This window comes from Bacteroides sp. PHL 2737 (genome assembly GCF_004115325.2).
GTDB lineage: Bacteria > Bacteroidota > Bacteroidia > Bacteroidales > Bacteroidaceae > Bacteroides > Bacteroides hominis.
Genome location: NZ_CP040630.1, coordinates 1,558,793 through 1,574,797 on the forward strand (window position 1 = coordinate 1,558,793; position 16,005 = coordinate 1,574,797).

A 16,005-nucleotide genomic window follows, 5' to 3' on the forward strand; every position below is an offset into this window, starting at 1 on the left:
TGCGCGGAGGAGTTATGCCGGATGTAACCGCGATAATAAGGTGAAGATGCCGTCTCCGTCTCCGGAAGCAACCGTCTTTGGGCCGGAACACCGGCTCTTCCGGCACGGAATACCGGCTCTGTTGAGGGGAAACACCGGCTCTGTCTTTCGGAAATGCAGCCTTTGAAAAAAAGAAAGGGGGAGGCAGCGGCCTCTCCCTTTTATCGCATTCTAAATAGAATGTAATGTATGATTGTATTTACAAAGATAGCATAATCCGGGGGCAAAGTCAAGTTTTGAACCGATTATTTTGCGGATTTCGCCTGAATAAAGATCATCGGCGCGTTTGTCCGTCACCTTCGATGATCCATTTATAGGAAGTGATCTCTTCCAGTCCCATCGGGCCACGGGCGTGCAACTTCTGTGTACTGATGCCGATCTCTGCTCCCAACCCAAATTGTGCTCCGTCGGTAAACGCCGTAGATACATTGGTATATACACATGCTGCATCTACCATCCGGGTGAAAAGGGCGGCGCGTTCCCGACTTTCAGTGACGATGCTCTCGCTGTGGCGGGAAGTGTACTCTTGAATATGTCCGAGTGCGTCTTCAAAACTACAGACTGTCTTGATCGCCATTTTATAGTCCAGGAACTCTGTTCCGAAACTTTCGGGTGTAGCCGGTTTCAATCCTTTGGCAGGATAATGTCCTTCAAGTGCCTGATAAGCCAACGGATCAGCGTAGATAATCACATTGCTTGCTTTGAGCTTCTCGCATAGCGCAGGCAGGTCGGACAATCTGCTCTTATGAATGATCACACAATCGAGTGCGTTGCAGACGCTGACACGGCGTGTTTTGGCGTTGTGAATGATGGCTGCTCCCTTAGTAGTGTCTCCGTATTCGTCAAAATATGTATGGCAGATGCCTGCACCTGTTTCTATCACCGGTATGGTGGCATTCTGCCGCACGAAGTTGATCAGGCTGCTGCTACCGCGGGGAATAAGCAGATCTACATATCCGGCGGCATGCAAAAGTTCGTTGGTCGCTTCGCGGTCAGCCGGCAGCAACTCGACGGTGTGGGTGTCTGCATCAAACAGCCGGAGCACATTATGTATCACTTCTACGATGGCGCGATTCGAAAAGTCGGCATCGCTACCGCCTTTTAAAATACAGGCGTTACCACTTTTCAGGCAAAGCGAAAAGACATCGAAACTGACGTTAGGACGTGCTTCGTAGATGATACCGATAACTCCGAAGGGCACACTTACTTTTGTCAGCTTCATTCCGTTGGGCCGGATGCTTTCTTTCAGGACCCTGCCCAGCGGTGAGGGGAGTGTCGCTACGTTCCGTATGTCGGAGGAAATTCCTTTCAACCGTTCTTCGGTCAGTTTCAGCCGGTCGTATTTCGGATTGTCGGGTGACATCCGATCCAGGTCTTTCCGGTTTTCGGAAAGGATATACGGCGTTTGTGCCAAAGCAGCATCCGCTACGGCGTTCAATATCCGGTTTATTTGTTCGTCGGGCAATAATGCCAAACGACGGCTGGCTGCTTGTACGGCAGCAAATGTATCATTCAGGTTCATACGCAATTCGTTTATTCGATGTACAGATAGTCATAATGGACCACTGCTTTTTTTCCATGCTTTCCGATGGCGTCCCGTGCTTGTGTCGAGTCACAGTTGGCTTTGCCCACACCTATGGGAACGCCCCGGTTATCGATGATCCGCACGATGTCATCTTTCTCAAACTCCCCTTCGATGCGGGTGATTCCGATGGGAAGGATGCTGACTGCCTTGTCCGAGTTCAAAACTTCGGAGGCTTGTTCATTGATGTGTATCTCTCCTTTGGCGAAACCTTCGCTGTGGGCTATCCATTTCTTGATACTCGACACCGACTGTGGGGCGGGGATGAAACGGGTGCAAATGGTTTCTTCCGGATGTTCCGTCAGGTTGATGAGTATATTGTCACGTTTGCCGTTGGCAATGATTACGGTAATACCTTCGTCTGCCACTTTGCGGGCAATGTTGGTTTTAGTCAGCATACCACCCCTCCCAAAACTCGATTTGCTGGTCTGGATATAGTTTGTCAGGTCTTTCCCTTGCCCAATTTCCCGTATCACGGATGAAGCCGGATCGGCAGGAGAACCGTTGTATATGCCGTCAATATTGCTTAGGATGATAAGAGCCTGCGCATCCATCATTGAGGCGATGAGTCCCGATAATTCGTCGTTGTCCGTGAACATCAGTTCGGTGACGGAGATGGTATCGTTTTCGTTGACAATGGGGATGACTCCGTTCTCGAGCATTACCGTCATGCAATTTTTCTGGTTGAGGTAATGCCGGCGGGTACCGAAATTCTCTTTGGTGGTGAGTACCTGGCCTACGGCGATGCCGTGATCACGGAACAATTCGTAATATCGGTTGATGAGTTTGGCTTGTCCTACAGCAGAAAATAACTGGCGTTGGTCAACGCTGTCGAGTTTCCTGAGGGTGCGTATTTCACTTCGTCCTGAGGCGACAGCCCCCGAAGAGATAAGAATGATTTCCATTCCGGCTTTATGCAGGGCAGCTATCTGGTCGGTTAGGGCAGACATCCGGGTGACATCCAGCGTTCCGTCTTGCCGGGTAAGTACGTTACTTCCCACCTTTACAGCTATTCGTGTAAACTCCTTTTTCATTATGCTAACGATTTGAAAGCACAAATATATGGATTTTTGTCGAAATGTAACCTAAGGGGTACATTAAATGAAAGGTCTTATCATCCGGCTGCCTAAAGAGAGGGATTAGGTGCCGGTAGTACATACCTCTCCCACGTGGGTATGCCTGACGGACATGTCTGCGTGGGAGGAGAAAAAATGTTTGGTGATTTATTCGTTCGCCTTTTCCCGGTTTCTCACTATTTCCATAGCCTGCTCGTAATCGTCTTCATTGACGAGGACGGCTATTTCCTGTCCGATGTAGTAAGGTGCCAGAGCCGCAAGGCCGCCTCCGTCTTTCAGAATGGATTCTATTCCATTGCTTTCAAGTAATCCTTTGGTAAACTCTGCTTCCCAAGGCGAACCGGTGAAGACTTCTACTAAGCGGGTGTCTTTATCTTCTTTCATAATGGTAGGGATATTATGTGGTTATCTCCTACAAATATAACAAAAAGAACCTGGATAATGTTGTTTTACATATAGATTATTCCAAAGATATCCGTTGTACCGTAATGTCTTGGTTGAGGAATGTTGAGGCCGATTCAATAAATTTATCTTCGGCTTCTGTGGTACAAAAGCTGCAACTGCCTCCCCGAGTGCATTTCCGGTCCATTTCGGGGTGCCTGTAGAGATAATCTTTCAGGCTGGCGGCTACATATTCTCCCTGTGCAACCACTTTCATACTTTGGGGCACGAACTGTTGTATCTTGGGCAGCAGCAGCGGGTAGTGGGTACATCCCAAAATGATAGTGTCTATCTGTCCGTCTTTGGCAAGCAGGTTGTGGATGTATTTACGGATGAAAAAGTCGGTTCCCTCACCATTGGCTTCGTTGTTTTCGACCAGAGGTACCCACATTGGGCAAGCTTCTCCACTTACTTTTATGTCCGGAAAGAGTTTATGTATTTCGAGCGGATACGATTCCGATTTGATGGTGCCGGCTGTGGCCAGTACTCCGACATGGCGGGTTTGGGTTATGCTGCCGATGCACTCTACCGTTGGACGAATGACTCCCAGGACTCTTCGGCTGGGATCGATATCCGGAAGGTTGTTCATTTGTATGGTTCTTAATGCCTTGGCCGAAGCTGTATTGCAGGCAAGTATCACTAAGTGGCAACCCATCTCAAACAGTTTGTTAACCGCCTGCAGGGTAAATTCATATACGATTTCAAAAGAACGGGTACCGTAAGGGGTACGGGCGTTGTCGCCCAGGTAGATATAGTCATAATCCGGAAGAGCCTCCCGGATTTTACTCAGGATGGTCAGTCCGCCATATCCGGAGTCGAATACTCCGATAGGACCGGGTTTCTGGGAAAGGGATTGTTTCATAACGGAGATGGGTTAAAATGTTACGAGCTACAAGTGACAAGTCGTAGCGTATTTTCCGCATAGTACTTGTAGCTTGTAGCTCGTAACTTTATAGCTTCCGACTCTTATTTAATGCCCAATTGGGTCTTTACTTTCGGAGTCAGGTTGATGCTCTGATTTTCGTTAACGTAAGGTATCGGAGTACGTGCCATGTCGAAAATGTAGATAACACCTTCTGCTGCGCCTACTGCTTTGATAGCATCGTCCAGCTTCTTGTATACCGGAGCCATCAGGTCGTTATTGGCTTTCTCCATATCCTGTTGCGCCTTAGCCTGGAATTGTTCTTGTCTCTGCATCATGTCTTCCAGCTCTTTTTGTCTTCTTTCTGCAATCACAGTAGGAAGAGAGTCTTTCTGCTGCATGAACTCCTGATATTTTTTGTTGAATTCTTCTTGAGTTCTCTGAAGGTCCTGTCCGAGTTGTTTGTTCAATGCCTGCAATTCAGATTGTGCTTTGGTGTATTCCGGCATAGCCGAAACAATTTCCATTGCATTGATGTGACCGAATTTAAGATTTTGTGCGAATACGCCCATCGGGAGTACCAGCATCATTAAAAGTGCAATTTTTTTAAGCATAGTTCTATTATTTATTTGAATGATTACTTTTTAGTTATCGGCTGCAAATGTATGAAATTAATTTGAATATCCTAATTTCGCCAGCACTTCATTGCTCACATCAATGCGCGGAGTGGCAAAAATAATGCTCGAAGCTGAGGCTCTGTCCACTACTACAGCGTAGCCGTTTTCTTCGGCTACTACTTTTACTGCATTGTATATTTCATCCTGAATGGGCTTCATCAGTTCTTCTCTCTTCTTAAAAAGCTCGCCTTCGGGACCAAAGTACTTCCGTTTCAACTCTGAGGCAGCCTTTTCTTTTTCTACGATGGCATCTTCTTTTTGAGTTTTCTGCGCAGCCGTCAGCTTTGCAGATGCAGCTTGATATTCTTTAAACATGGTTTGTGCTTCCTTTGCCAATACTTCGACTTCACCCTGCCATTGTTTGGTGGCTTGGTTCAATTGTTCGTTGGCACGTTCGTAAGCCGGAATGTTCTTCAGGATATACTCCATATCGATCAGAGCAAACTTTTGTGCTTGAGCTGTCATACCTACGGCAAACAGCAAGATGATAAATAGAACAGACTTTTTCATAACGCTTAGTTTTTAATGAAACAATTAGAATTCCTGACCCAATACGAAGTGGAATCTGCTTCCGCCTGCGCTCTTGTCGCCAAGTACTTTGTCGAAACCGTATGCCCAGTCGATACCCATCATACCGATCATCGGGAGGAAGATGCGGACACCTACACCGGCCGAACGTTTCAGGTCGAACGGATTGAAGTTCTTCACATCATGCCATGCATTACCGGCTTCCAGGAATGTTAACGCATAAATATTGGTACTTGTTTCCAGCATCAGCGGATATCTTAATTCAAATCCGATACGAGTGTAGGCATATCCTTCCTGTCCACGGTACGGAGTTAACGAACTGTTTTCGTAACCACGAAGGGCGACACTCTCGGTTGCATAGCTTGAATATCCGGTCATACCGTCACCACCGACGTCAAATGTACCGAACGGAGATTTCTTATATTTGTTGTAGTGGCCCAATATACCGAATTCCACACGTGTCATCAGCACCGGAGTCTTTTTCACGGTTGTCGGGTTCAGCAACGGAATATATGTTTTTGCTTTGAACTTCCACTTATGGTATTCTACCCATTTGTGCATTTTGTTCATATCGTTCTGGTTGTACTCGTTATATTTACTGTAGTCTACTCCGTCGAACAGTGAGTAAGGCGGTGTGAACTGTACAGACAGAGAGAAGTCTGAACCACTACGCGGATAAATCGGGTTATCGTAAGAAGCACGTGCCAATGTCAAGCCGATGCTTAAGTCGTTACATTTACCGTTAGTTACCGGGAAGTACTGCCAGTCTTTCAAGATATATCTTTGATAAGAAAGCTCGGCTGAAAGCTGGAAGTAGTCATCCGGCCAGTTCAAGCGTTTTCCCCAACCTGCTGACAGACCCCACATTTTGATTGACTTGTCAGGGTCATAATAGTTTTCGTAGTTGTTATAGTTACCATAATTGTACATACCGTAACCGCCTAAGCCGCTGTAATAACTGTTGTAGTAATTGTTATAGTAGCTTGAGTTATAGTAACGGCTGCTGATATCAGTCTGAACTGAGAAGAATGCCGACAGGGAGAATGAATTCGGACGTTTACCTCCGAACCAGGGATCAAAGAACGAAATGCTATACTGCTGATAGTATTGTGCATTGGTCTGTCCGCTGATGGTCAGTGTCTGTCCGTCACCCTGAGGCAGGATACCACGATAGTTTTCTCCCGGGTGCAATAGGTTTGCCAAAGAGAAGTTCGTAAATTTCAAACTTAATTTACCGATAACACCCGTCTGTCCCCAACCGGCAGAGAACTCTACCTGGTCATTTGCTTTGGATACCAGATCATAGGCAATATCTACCGTTCCGTTCACTTGGTCCGGCTGAATATCCGGTTTGATGTTTTCCGGGTCAAAGTGTCCCATTTGTTGGATCTCACGCATAGAACGCATCAGGTCCTCACGGCTGAACAACTCGCCCGGGCGGGTACGGAGTTCACGGCGAACAACGTTTTCGTACAAACGGTCATTACCATTGATCTTGATCTTATTGATGCTGGCTTGCCGGCCTTCGTAGATTCTCATCTCCAAGTCGATAGAGTCGTTGTCGATATTCACTTCTACCGGATCTAACGTGTAGAACAGATAACCATTGTTGTAATAGAGGTTACCGATAGCGTCTTCATCGGTTGACAAACGTTCATTCAGCAATTTCTGGTTGTATACATCTCCTTTCTTCATGCGGAGCATAAAGTTCAGTTGTTCTGAGGGATAAAGAGTGTTACCCACCCATGTTACGTTGCGAAGGTAGTATTTATCGCCTTCCTCCAATTCAATGTATACATCTACCGTTTTATCGTCAAATTTGGATACGCTGTCTTTCACGATACGTGCATCGCGATAACCCAGTTCGTTGTACTTATCAATAATCAGTTGCTTGTCCTCTTCATACTTCTCATTAACAAACTTCTTGGTGCGGAACAAGTTCAGCAGTTTTCCCTTTTCGTTTGTTTTCTTCATCACACGTTTCAGCTTCGATGTTTTGATAGCATGGTTACCGGCAAAAGTAATGGCATGGACTTTTACCTTTTCTTTCTTATCGATATCTATGTCGACCAATACTTGATTTTCATTTGCAGGATCATCTCTTTGAGTGATGGTTATTTCTGCATTCTTAAATCCTTTATCGTCGAAATAGCGTTTACTTAAAACCTTTGCACGGTCCACCAGATTAGGAGTGATCTGACTGCCTTTTATCATACCCAGTTTGGTCTGTAGGTCTTCACGCTCCGACTTTTTCACACCGTGATAGCGTATGTCTGAAATGCGCGGACGTTGAGTCAGACTGATCTTCAGCCAGATTTTATTGCCTTCTATCTTTTCGGCTGTGATTGACACGTTGGAGAACAGACCGTGACGCCAGTAGCGTTTGATTGCCCCCGTGATCTCATCACCCGGTACGGTAATAGTTTGTCCTACAGAAAGTCCGGACAGTCCGATAAGAACATAATCTTCGTAGTTCTTGACACCTTCGACCTTGATGTCGGCTATTTCATATTTTTTCGGTGTCCCGGAATACATGATAACGGGTTTTGATTCGTCAGTGTTAGCATCTTGTGCTACGCCCGGCAATGCAAAGCAAAACAGGCTGATAAACGTTACGAATATGAAGGAAATACGATAATGCATTTATGTTATAATTAAGTTTTGAGTTAACTGATTTGTTCGCTGGTCTTTCCGAATCTGCGTTCGCGTCTCTGGTAGTCACAGATAGCTTTGTGCAATTCTTCTTCCTTAAAGTCTGGCCAGAAGGTTTCACAAAAATAAAGCTCCGAATAAGCACATTGCCAAAGTAGATAGTTGCTTAAACGAATCTCTCCGCCTGTACGGATTAAGAGGTCCGGATCGGGCATGAAATTGGTTGTCAGATGCGTCTGGATGCTTTCCGAAGTAATTTCTTCAGGAGTCATTTCTCCTTTCTGAACCAATGTGGCAATCTGCCGTGCGGCCTCGGTTATTTCCCATCTGGCAGAATAACTGAGAGCAAGTACCAGACACATTCCTGTGTTTTTGGAAGTACGTTCGACACAGGCATTCAAGCGCTTCCGTACATTTTCGGGTAGTTTGTTGATGTCTCCGATGATACGGAAACTTATATTGTTTTTCATAAATGTTTCCTCTTCGATAGAGTCGAATAGGAGGCTCATCAATGCAGCGACTTCGTCCGATGGCCGGTTCCAGTTTTCGGTTGAAAAGGTATATAAGGTAAGGAATTTGACTCCTAACCTGGCTGCCTCTTCAGTGATGATATGCACAGTTTCGGCTCCGGCCTGATGTCCAAAACTACGTTCGCGTCCGCGTTGTTTGGCCCATCGTCCGTTACCGTCCATGATAATGGCTACATGCTTAGGTATCCGGTTTAAATCTATTTGTTCTTTATAGGACATTTCTTTAATTATTTGTTCTGTCTGGCAAAACCAAATTTATTAAGTCGTCCACGCCATACTTCGTTGGCATCGCCGTTACTCCATATTACCCAGATAAAGTTATCTTTGTCCACTACAGTAGAGTAGTTGTTCCCTCTGTCTTTGAATTCAGTCGGTAAGAAGATTTTCTTATCGGCTTTATACCAGGCAAGTCCTGCTTCCGATGTGTAGATCGTTTCGAACTTTCCTCCGAATGCCCAGAAAGCGTTGCCATAATAGAAGAAAGACGGTTTGTCGAGCTTCGGACAATAGGCAGTGGTCGATGACGTTTTTAAAGGAATCCAAAGTAAACCGTCCTGTGAACTCCAGGCCACCGAAGTTGTATCGCTTGCATTGCGATTATTGCCCATTACGGCTATCGTCTGTATTCCTGTAGCATTGAGATAAGAAGTTGCTGACAAATTATCCAGCGGGAAGTCAGATCCGACTTCTTCTGGACTGATATTCCATGTGGTTGCTTCAGAATTGCTTATCGCAAATGTAGATTGACTACCATTATTAATAATACCGGCAATTCCGGAGATATCCAGCAGATTGCCCTCATTCTTGGGGAAAGGGGCGATCAGCATCTCTACTTTACCGTTTTTATTCAAATCGGTTGCAAGACTCCATGATGCCCCATCTGAAGAAACATATACTTTCTCACCGTTTGTGGCATACAATTTTTCACCAAAAGCAATGAGGGAAGAGAGTTTTATGTTTTCCGGAAGACCGGTAACAGATACCTGTGTCCAACTTCTTCCTTTGTTGATTACGTCTCCTGATGATTTGTAGGCAGTAGTGTTTGATGTATACACAAGAATGTCTTCACCCAGAATTACGGACTTCTGATACCCACTGTAGTTAGCAAAGTTATCTGTCATTTTAGTCCAGTTCATGGAGTCCGGATCCTGTCGGTGTACGCGCACTGAAATGGTGTACTCTTTGGTATATTGCATATCCGCGGCCCATACCTTTATTCTCATGGGCTTTTCCATAGTGCCCCTGAGGTCTATAGAGTCGGAGTAATTAAACAAGGTGTCCTGACCCTCTGCGTTTTTAGCCGTGACTATTCCAGACGCTGTGGTTAGTTTTATAAGAATACGGTCAATAATTGTATCGGAGCCCACAGGCAGTGAATCCTGGTTATAAATAAGTCCAACTCCGTCAGGCCCAAATTGATCTATTGTAAATTTATAGTTTACCCCATGTACGGTATCAAGTGCAAATGCATGTATGGTAGCATCCGGGCTGTATTCAATTTCTTCAGTGTCAAGGCACGAAGTAACGGCAAACGATACAAGGAAGAAACTTACAATTACTGATAAAAACTTTATTCTCATTTGAAAGATTGTGTTTATTTACAAGTTGCAAAAATAGGAACATTTTTCTCTATATTGAACATTGAAGGGAAGTTTTATATAAAATTATAGATAATCTGCTCGATTTTGTCGATATAAAACTCCCTGAATGCTGCGAATTTAAGTATTTCTCTTTAAGTAATGCCTGAAGGTTGTAGCGAAATGTTTTTCTTCTGAATAACTAATTTTATCGCTTATTTCAGGTGCTTTAACACCGGAATAAAGCCGTTTGTCGCTTCTTTCTATAATAATTTCATCCCATATTCCGGAGCAGATAAATGATTCCAGCAATATCTTGCCTCCTTCGACCATCAAGGATTGTAGATTACGCTGATAGAGGGTTGCCAGTATTTGTGGCAGAATATCTGTTTGATAGTCCAAGGGGATATATTCCAGATTCTTTTTACCGGGGCGGTGGCATTCCGTAAAAATGAGTGTAGGCACACTGCCATCTAAAAGGTGTGAAGTCTGAGGAAGCGAATGATTACGGTCCAGAGCTATGCGTGCCGGGTTATGCCCGTACCAGTGACGTACAGTTAATGCCGGATCGTCTAATAATGCTGTTCGGGTACCTACCATGATAGCATCCGATTCTGCTCTTTTTTTATGTACCAACATGGAAGTGAGGGGAGTGGATAATAGCACAGGATGTCCTTCTGTACGCTCTAAGTCGATGAAGCCATCAGCCGATTCTGCCCATTTTAAAACAATATAAGGGCGATGAAGGGTGTGGAAGGTGATGAATTTCCGTATAAGTTCGCGGCACTCCTTTTCCAGGACTCCCACTATGACCTCACGTCCGGCATTCCGTAATTTTTGGATGCCTTTACCCGCAACTTTGGAAAATGGGTCCTGGCAACCGATTACGATTTTGGGAATTTGCTTTTCTATGATTAGGTCAGCACAGGGAGGTGTCTTTCCATGATGGGAACAAGGCTCAAGGCTTACGTATATAGTACTGCGTTTCAGTAAAGAGGAGTCTTTAACAGAACGGATAGCGTTGACTTCGGCATGGGCTTCTCCACAACGGACATGATAACCTTCGCCGATGATTTGTTCATCACATACGATGACGGCCCCCACCATTGGGTTGGGAGATACGTTGCAAAGACCGTTTCTTGCCAATTGGATGCAACGTCTCATGTATTTTTCTTCTTCCATCTTTTAGGCTTATAGCTATATTATTTGTATTTTTGCATGCCGAAGTTACGAAAAGAGTGTAATTTATTGGAAATGAGCGTAGGTTAATTGCTCTTGATAGTAATAGGTTACGATTTAGTTAGTTATCTACTGCATTATCCTTCTGCGCGTTGCGTAACCTTCAAAGAACTCTTCGTATGCAAAAGTAGCTATTTAATTCGAGATTTTGATATAAACTCCCGTTTTTTATCCCCTCATTCATAAGAATTTTCCGTAAAAGCGGTATTGTCCGTCGGCACACCATTGCCCAAAACGAGTTTGGAACAAACGTGTGCCGACTACCGCATAGCTGGAGAAAAGGGCATTGCCTCACGCCTAAACGATGTTTAGACAGATGAAGCAATGCCCCTTTCTTTTGCGCCTATGCCAAGAGGTGCTTTTACGGGTTTTCAAATGATTTTTCTTTTTTCGCTGTCTCTTTTGCCGGAAGCGGAAAGTGAATGCAGAGTGTGTCAGCCTGCCCCATGAATGAAACAGGCGCCCACACACAGCCGGACAAACCGGGAAGAATGATTGTTGCCACCCGGCTGAACAAGTTCCGTCGGATCGGAAACAATCATACTTCCTTTGTTGTGGTTTGCCCTTTTCACGCTTCCGGTGATGTCTTTTTCCTTTTGGTGATTCTTTTTTTTACGGATTTTCCCCTGAAGTTTTTTTCTACACAATCTGCCTCTGTTTTCGTTTACCTCCATTTTGCGCCTTTCAGTAAGCCGCATCAGTCAGTCATTTTCGTTCTGGGCGCAAAGGTAATTCCGGGATTGGACGGGAAAGCAAGGTCAAGCCTCCTGTTTTCGGTAAAAATCTCCAGCCCTGCGGGTAGTATTTTGACCGAAAAACCTTGCATTCCCTAATCCCTACCTTTTCAAGCACCCGAAACGAAAACGACCGATGCGACAGAAAGACGCATAAAAAAAATGTCGGATAAACGAGAGGCAGATAAGATAGTTTGAAACTCAACTCCCTCAGCTCTTGAATCCGCATTAAAAACAAAAAAATCAAAAACAGCGAAGATATGACGGCAACGGCAAATTTCAGACAAATGGCGCAACACATCGGGTTGGCGATATGCGGCTTGATGATGCGCACCGCCTTCGGGGTGTTCGGCATCCTTTGGGGCATCATCAGAGAGATTGTAAACGGAGTGTTCCGAGTGGCGATAGGTGTAATCGTGGCTATCCTTTCCACCATTGCCTTCTTTGGCTTCATCCTTTGGTTATTCACCCTTTAACCCTTACCGACATGGCAAAAAGAAACAGCAAGACGGCAGCGCAGCAGTGCAGATATTACGAGGTGGACAACATCTTCGTGTATATGGTGGAAACGTACATCAACGGCAATTTTGAAACTTTCCGAAGATTGTACCACGAACTGAACAAGGACGCACGGAGGGATTTCATGGACTTCCTTCTCAGCGAGGTAGAGCCGACCTATTGGAGAGAGATACTGAAACAGATAATCTAAAAATGACAGCGATATGAAAGGAACAGACCATTTCAAGAGAACGATATATATGTACTTGGAACAGCGTGCGGAGGAAGATGCGCTATTTGCAAAGAAGTACCGCAACCCTGCCAAGAACATGGACGAGTGCGTGACCCACATTCTGAACTATGTGCAGAAAAGCGGTTGCAACGGTTTCACGGACGGAGAGATATTCGGGCAAGCCATCCACTACTATGAGGAAAACGAGATAGAGGTGGGCAAACCGATGGACTGCCAAGTGGTTGTGAACCACGTTGTGAAACTCACGGCAGAGGAAAAGGCGGAGGCACGTCAGAACGCTGTCCGCAAATACCAAGAGGAGGAACTCCGCAAGTTGCAGAACCGCCACAGACCGTCAGCGAGAAAAGAAAACCAACCCCAACCCTCATTATTTGATTTAGGCTTATGAAACCGAAGACCAAGATACAGAAAGAGGTGGCAAGACTTTCCGCCAACCTTCGCCCCATATCAGCGACACAAATAGATTGGGCATACCGCCACTGCGTTGAGCATATCGGCTACCGCACCAAGAAAGGGAACATCACCTGTTCCGACTGCGGTCACGAGTGGCACAGCGACAGCGGACTATGCGACACCCTTGAAGGCTGCACCTGCCCCAAATGCCATGCCGAACTCAAAGTGCAGGACACACGCAGACGCATCTACAAGGAAACGCAGAATTTCAGCGTGATAACCACCTGCAAAGGGTATCAGGTAATCCGCGTGGCGCAGGTCAGATGCGAGAGCAGGAAAGGCGAACCGATGCGTTTCTACTGCCACGAGGTCGTGCAGCGTTGGATTTCACCCGACGGCAAGGTTACGGACATGGCGTTGCTCCGTGGCTTCCTTTTCTGCTATTGCGATGTGTGGGCATTAGGCAGCGATATGGAGGTAAGACCGCACAACAGCCTATACGATGATGTGGTGGCAAGAAGCTGTGCATATCCAAAGATGAGGATATTGCCCCAACTCAGACGTAACGGCTTCAAGGGCGATTTCCACGGCATCTCCCCCGTGCGTCTTTTCAAAGCCTTGCTTTCAGACCCAAGAATTGAAACCCTTATGAAAGGCGGTGAGATTGAGGTCATGAAACACTTTCTTTTCAATACCCGTACTGCCGATGAATGTTGGGCATCATATCTGATTGCCAAGCGTCACAAGTATCAGATAGACAACCTCTCAATGTGGTGCGACTATCTGCGTATGCTCAAAAAACTCGGTCAAGACCTCCGTAACCCGAAGAACATCTGTCCCGAAGATTTCATGGCGGCACACGACAACGCAACCCGAAAAATTGAAGCCATACACGAGAAGGAAAGAGCCGCAGAGCAACGCCGTTGGGAGATTGAAAGGCGTGAGCGTGAGCAACAGCGACAACTCCAACGAAAGAAAGATGCGGAGGATTTCATCGCCAACAAATCCAAATTCTTCGGCTTGGTAATCACGGACGAGGAAATAATCGTCAAGGTGCTTGAAAGCATAGACGAGTATTACAACGAGGGCAAGACGCAGGGCATCTGCGTGTTTGGCAGTGGATACTACAAGAAAGCCGACACCCTCATACTATCGGCAAGGATTGGCGATGAGATTATTGAAACCGTAGAGGTGGACTTGCGAACCCTCGAAGTGGTGCAGTGCCACGGCAAGCACAACCAGGACACCGAATATCACGAGCGCATCATAGACCTTGTGAACAAGAACGCCAACCTTATCCGTGAGCGGATGAAAGCGGCATAGCATAACCCCTAAAACAACATTGATATGGAAGTAAGAATTGAAAGTATGATTTGTGTGTGGGATGATGCAATCCCCACGATGTTCCTTGAATTTGTGAACCTCCTCACTCTCACAACGAGTGAGGGGGAATTGAGAAAGAGCGTAAAGGAGTTTGCCGAGAAGCACGAACTTGACAAGTTTTTCCTTTACGGCTTCGGCTCACACCATTTCTACCTGCACCAACGCTACACAAGCAACCCCGAAATGGTGATGAAGAACAGAGTTCTGTCAGTACATTTTTAACCATCTAAAAAGCAACATTATGACAACACGAATGACCATCAACGGAGTAAGCACCTGCGCGGAAGCAGGTACGGAGAAATACGAGCGTTTCCAATCGGGTATCGGAAGACGCAGGCGGACACTTGTGCAGTACGACTACCGCCACCCCATAGACAGAGAATTGTTCTCTTGTGTCAAACCCACGTTGGACGAGTGCCGAGCCGCACGGGACAAGTGGCTGAACGCAAAGAAGGGAAAGGAGGACAGACTATGAACACGACCTATCAAACGCTGATAGTCAAGTTCAGCGAACCTATCACGGCATTGGACGGTATCTTTGACGATACCGGAGCGTGGGGAACGGACACCCTCAAGGGGTGGATAGATGATTACGAAAGCACACGTTTCACCGCCACCGACAGCCATACGGCAGTCATCACGAGCGAGTACAATATGGAATGTGTGAAAGAGTGGCTACAACGGCAGACCCCCATTTCCGAAATGCGAGAATTTTGAACGGGATGGCGGTGTCCGCACCGCCAATACTTAAAACCCTAAAAACAAAAGATATGATAGCCAAGACGATATTACAGCAGATAGGCGGAAAACGCTTCACCGCCATGACAGGTAGCCGTGATTTCATAGATATGGGCAACGGCTTACGGATGAGCCTTGCAAGGAACAAAACAAGTGCCAACCGCCTTGACATCATCTATGACGAAGGGGCAGACCTCTACAATATGCGCTTCTACCGCAGGACGTTCAGCAAAAAGACCTTTGAGTGCAAGACAAAGGACATTGCCGTACACGAGGGTATCTATTTTGATATGCTGGAGGAAATGTTCACGATGGTGACGGGACTTTACACACGCTTTTGAGTGGCGGGGCGGCGAGAGCCGCCCTACTTTCTTTCAGTGAGCATGATGGCGGACAAAGAAAGTAGCAAAGAAACCTTTGTCCAATCTGCGATAACTAAAAAATCCGCAAGTAAAACTTGCGGAGGCTATATATTGGGTCGTTATTTTTTGGTGGAGGGGAATGATAATCTCGAACCGTTGAACTACACATTTCTGCTTCGTCTCCATTTCCCCCAACGATTTGATACGTTCAATCATTTTTGTTGTTCCTTTCTGAATTTTCCTAAATACTTTCTTCATAATTTCGCTATACTTTTTATGGTTAATAACTATGTTTTGTATTGCTCTCACAACACTTACAACTTGAAGTGTTATTTGGAAACCGATAGGCAAAAATGGCTCAACGATGTCAATTAACGAGAAAATCCTACGATAATCTATCAAGTGATAGAGCAAAAGACGTGCCAAGTTAAATATGGCACG

At 45.7% G+C, this 16,005-nt stretch carries 21 protein-coding genes; 9 read left to right on the forward strand and 12 right to left on the reverse strand.

The window, feature by feature from the left end:
• Positions 1-313: 313 nt before the first annotated feature.
• From DBK98_RS06505 to DBK98_RS23580, 11 genes are all read right to left on the reverse strand, one after another.
• A complete protein-coding gene (locus tag DBK98_RS06505; protein WP_032535392.1) occupies positions 314-1,561 on the reverse strand; it encodes a glutamate-5-semialdehyde dehydrogenase in 1,248 nt (415 codons plus the stop codon).
• Between the two features lie 11 nt (positions 1,562-1,572).
• Positions 1,573-2,655, reverse strand: coding sequence for a glutamate 5-kinase (gene proB, locus DBK98_RS06510; protein WP_032535393.1), 1,083 nt, complete (start codon positions 2,653-2,655; stop codon positions 1,573-1,575).
• Between the two features lie 189 nt (positions 2,656-2,844).
• On the reverse strand, positions 2,845-3,081 hold the full coding sequence (locus DBK98_RS06515) for a DUF2007-related protein (RefSeq protein ID WP_005778954.1): 237 nt from the start codon (positions 3,079-3,081) through the stop codon (positions 2,845-2,847).
• A gap of 76 nt (positions 3,082-3,157) precedes the next feature.
• Complete coding sequence (gene murI / locus DBK98_RS06520) at positions 3,158-4,000, reverse strand: glutamate racemase (RefSeq protein ID WP_005778951.1); 843 nt, start codon at positions 3,998-4,000, stop codon at positions 3,158-3,160.
• 104 nt (positions 4,001-4,104) lie between these two features.
• Complete coding sequence (locus DBK98_RS06525) at positions 4,105-4,614, reverse strand: OmpH family outer membrane protein (protein ID WP_005810775.1); 510 nt, start codon at positions 4,612-4,614, stop codon at positions 4,105-4,107.
• Positions 4,615-4,671: 57 nt separating this feature from the next.
• Positions 4,672-5,187 (reverse strand): OmpH family outer membrane protein, encoded by a 516-nt coding sequence (locus tag DBK98_RS06530; RefSeq protein WP_005778948.1) that lies wholly within the window; start codon positions 5,185-5,187, stop codon positions 4,672-4,674.
• 24 nt (positions 5,188-5,211) lie between these two features.
• On the reverse strand, positions 5,212-7,848 hold the full coding sequence (bamA, locus tag DBK98_RS06535; protein ID WP_005778946.1) for an outer membrane protein assembly factor BamA: 2,637 nt from the start codon (positions 7,846-7,848) through the stop codon (positions 5,212-5,214).
• Positions 7,849-7,871: 23 nt separating this feature from the next.
• The gene (locus DBK98_RS06540) at positions 7,872-8,606 is read right to left on the reverse strand and encodes an isoprenyl transferase (RefSeq protein WP_005778944.1); all 735 of its coding nucleotides are present in this window, start codon (positions 8,604-8,606) and stop codon (positions 7,872-7,874) included.
• Positions 8,607-8,614: 8 nt separating this feature from the next.
• A complete protein-coding gene (locus DBK98_RS06545) occupies positions 8,615-9,967 on the reverse strand; it encodes a DUF6242 domain-containing protein (RefSeq protein ID WP_005810773.1) in 1,353 nt (450 codons plus the stop codon).
• Between the two features lie 138 nt (positions 9,968-10,105).
• Positions 10,106-11,146, reverse strand: coding sequence for a bifunctional diaminohydroxyphosphoribosylaminopyrimidine deaminase/5-amino-6-(5-phosphoribosylamino)uracil reductase RibD (ribD, locus tag DBK98_RS06550; protein ID WP_032535394.1), 1,041 nt, complete (start codon positions 11,144-11,146; stop codon positions 10,106-10,108).
• Between the two features lie 160 nt (positions 11,147-11,306).
• Positions 11,307-11,519, reverse strand: a complete 213-nt coding sequence (locus tag DBK98_RS23580) for a hypothetical protein (protein ID WP_007567577.1) — start codon at positions 11,517-11,519, stop codon at positions 11,307-11,309.
• A gap of 106 nt (positions 11,520-11,625) precedes the next feature.
• On the opposite strand from DBK98_RS23580, the gene DBK98_RS23585 reads away from it, so the two are divergent.
• The 9 genes from DBK98_RS23585 to DBK98_RS06595 all read left to right on the forward strand — a co-directional run bounded on the left by DBK98_RS23585 (position 11,626) and on the right by DBK98_RS06595 (position 15,543).
• Positions 11,626-12,036: a hypothetical protein gene (locus DBK98_RS23585; protein ID WP_004291538.1), complete on the forward strand. Its 411-nt coding sequence runs from the start codon at positions 11,626-11,628 to the stop codon at positions 12,034-12,036.
• Positions 12,037-12,197: 161 nt separating this feature from the next.
• Entirely contained in the window at positions 12,198-12,413 is a 216-nt protein-coding gene (locus tag DBK98_RS06560; RefSeq protein ID WP_004291535.1) for a hypothetical protein, read from the forward strand.
• An 11-nt stretch (positions 12,414-12,424) separates the two neighbouring features.
• Positions 12,425-12,646 carry a hypothetical protein gene (locus DBK98_RS06565; RefSeq protein ID WP_004291534.1) on the forward strand — a complete coding sequence of 74 codons (222 nt, stop codon included), beginning with the start codon at positions 12,425-12,427 and terminating at the stop codon, positions 12,644-12,646.
• A 13-nt stretch (positions 12,647-12,659) separates the two neighbouring features.
• Complete coding sequence (locus DBK98_RS06570; RefSeq protein WP_004291533.1) at positions 12,660-13,076, forward strand: PcfK-like family protein; 417 nt, start codon at positions 12,660-12,662, stop codon at positions 13,074-13,076.
• Complete coding sequence (locus DBK98_RS06575) at positions 13,073-14,404, forward strand: PcfJ domain-containing protein (RefSeq protein ID WP_004291532.1); 1,332 nt, start codon at positions 13,073-13,075, stop codon at positions 14,402-14,404. The genes DBK98_RS06570 and DBK98_RS06575 overlap by 4 nt, the downstream gene beginning before the upstream one ends.
• Before the next feature lie 24 nt (positions 14,405-14,428).
• On the forward strand, positions 14,429-14,686 hold the full coding sequence (locus DBK98_RS06580) for a hypothetical protein (protein WP_004291531.1): 258 nt from the start codon (positions 14,429-14,431) through the stop codon (positions 14,684-14,686).
• Between the two features lie 19 nt (positions 14,687-14,705).
• Complete coding sequence (locus DBK98_RS06585) at positions 14,706-14,939, forward strand: DUF3873 domain-containing protein (protein ID WP_004304291.1); 234 nt, start codon at positions 14,706-14,708, stop codon at positions 14,937-14,939.
• On the forward strand, positions 14,879-15,181 hold the full coding sequence (locus DBK98_RS06590) for a hypothetical protein (protein ID WP_005783104.1): 303 nt from the start codon (positions 14,879-14,881) through the stop codon (positions 15,179-15,181). Before DBK98_RS06585 ends, DBK98_RS06590 begins: the two co-directional genes overlap by 61 nt.
• A 53-nt stretch (positions 15,182-15,234) precedes the next feature.
• Positions 15,235-15,543 carry a hypothetical protein gene (locus tag DBK98_RS06595; protein WP_004304290.1) on the forward strand — a complete coding sequence of 103 codons (309 nt, stop codon included), beginning with the start codon at positions 15,235-15,237 and terminating at the stop codon, positions 15,541-15,543.
• A 33-nt stretch (positions 15,544-15,576) separates the two neighbouring features.
• Here the strand turns inward: DBK98_RS06595 and DBK98_RS23590 are convergent, their stop codons facing one another.
• Positions 15,577-15,966: a hypothetical protein gene (locus tag DBK98_RS23590; RefSeq protein ID WP_004291527.1), complete on the reverse strand. Its 390-nt coding sequence runs from the start codon at positions 15,964-15,966 to the stop codon at positions 15,577-15,579.
• Positions 15,967-16,005 lie beyond the last annotated feature (39 nt).

What these genes read in the sequence shown, in the direction of transcription:
- bamA (WP_005778946.1), bottom strand. Translation starts at nt 7,848, where the DNA reads ATGCATTATCGTATTTCCTTCATATTCGTAACGTTTATCAGCCTGTTT.
- DBK98_RS06560 (WP_004291535.1), top strand. Translation starts at nt 12,198, where the DNA reads ATGACGGCAACGGCAAATTTCAGACAAATGGCGCAACACATCGGGTTG.
- DBK98_RS23585 (WP_004291538.1), top strand. Translation starts at nt 11,626, where the DNA reads ATGCAGAGTGTGTCAGCCTGCCCCATGAATGAAACAGGCGCCCACACA.
- murI (WP_005778951.1), bottom strand. Translation starts at nt 4,000, where the DNA reads ATGAAACAATCCCTTTCCCAGAAACCCGGTCCTATCGGAGTATTCGAC.
- ribD (WP_032535394.1), bottom strand. Translation starts at nt 11,146, where the DNA reads ATGGAAGAAGAAAAATACATGAGACGTTGCATCCAATTGGCAAGAAAC.
- proB (WP_032535393.1), bottom strand. Translation starts at nt 2,655, where the DNA reads ATGAAAAAGGAGTTTACACGAATAGCTGTAAAGGTGGGAAGTAACGTA.
- DBK98_RS06580 (WP_004291531.1), top strand. Translation starts at nt 14,429, where the DNA reads ATGGAAGTAAGAATTGAAAGTATGATTTGTGTGTGGGATGATGCAATC.
- DBK98_RS06530 (WP_005778948.1), bottom strand. Translation starts at nt 5,187, where the DNA reads ATGAAAAAGTCTGTTCTATTTATCATCTTGCTGTTTGCCGTAGGTATG.
- DBK98_RS06540 (WP_005778944.1), bottom strand. Translation starts at nt 8,606, where the DNA reads ATGTCCTATAAAGAACAAATAGATTTAAACCGGATACCTAAGCATGTA.
- DBK98_RS06565 (WP_004291534.1), top strand. Translation starts at nt 12,425, where the DNA reads ATGGCAAAAAGAAACAGCAAGACGGCAGCGCAGCAGTGCAGATATTAC.
- DBK98_RS06575 (WP_004291532.1), top strand. Translation starts at nt 13,073, where the DNA reads ATGAAACCGAAGACCAAGATACAGAAAGAGGTGGCAAGACTTTCCGCC.
- DBK98_RS06515 (WP_005778954.1), bottom strand. Translation starts at nt 3,081, where the DNA reads ATGAAAGAAGATAAAGACACCCGCTTAGTAGAAGTCTTCACCGGTTCG.
- DBK98_RS06525 (WP_005810775.1), bottom strand. Translation starts at nt 4,614, where the DNA reads ATGCTTAAAAAAATTGCACTTTTAATGATGCTGGTACTCCCGATGGGC.
- DBK98_RS06545 (WP_005810773.1), bottom strand. Translation starts at nt 9,967, where the DNA reads ATGAGAATAAAGTTTTTATCAGTAATTGTAAGTTTCTTCCTTGTATCG.
- DBK98_RS06585 (WP_004304291.1), top strand. Translation starts at nt 14,706, where the DNA reads ATGACAACACGAATGACCATCAACGGAGTAAGCACCTGCGCGGAAGCA.
- DBK98_RS06595 (WP_004304290.1), top strand. Translation starts at nt 15,235, where the DNA reads ATGATAGCCAAGACGATATTACAGCAGATAGGCGGAAAACGCTTCACC.
- DBK98_RS06505 (WP_032535392.1), bottom strand. Translation starts at nt 1,561, where the DNA reads ATGAACCTGAATGATACATTTGCTGCCGTACAAGCAGCCAGCCGTCGT.
- DBK98_RS06570 (WP_004291533.1), top strand. Translation starts at nt 12,660, where the DNA reads ATGAAAGGAACAGACCATTTCAAGAGAACGATATATATGTACTTGGAA.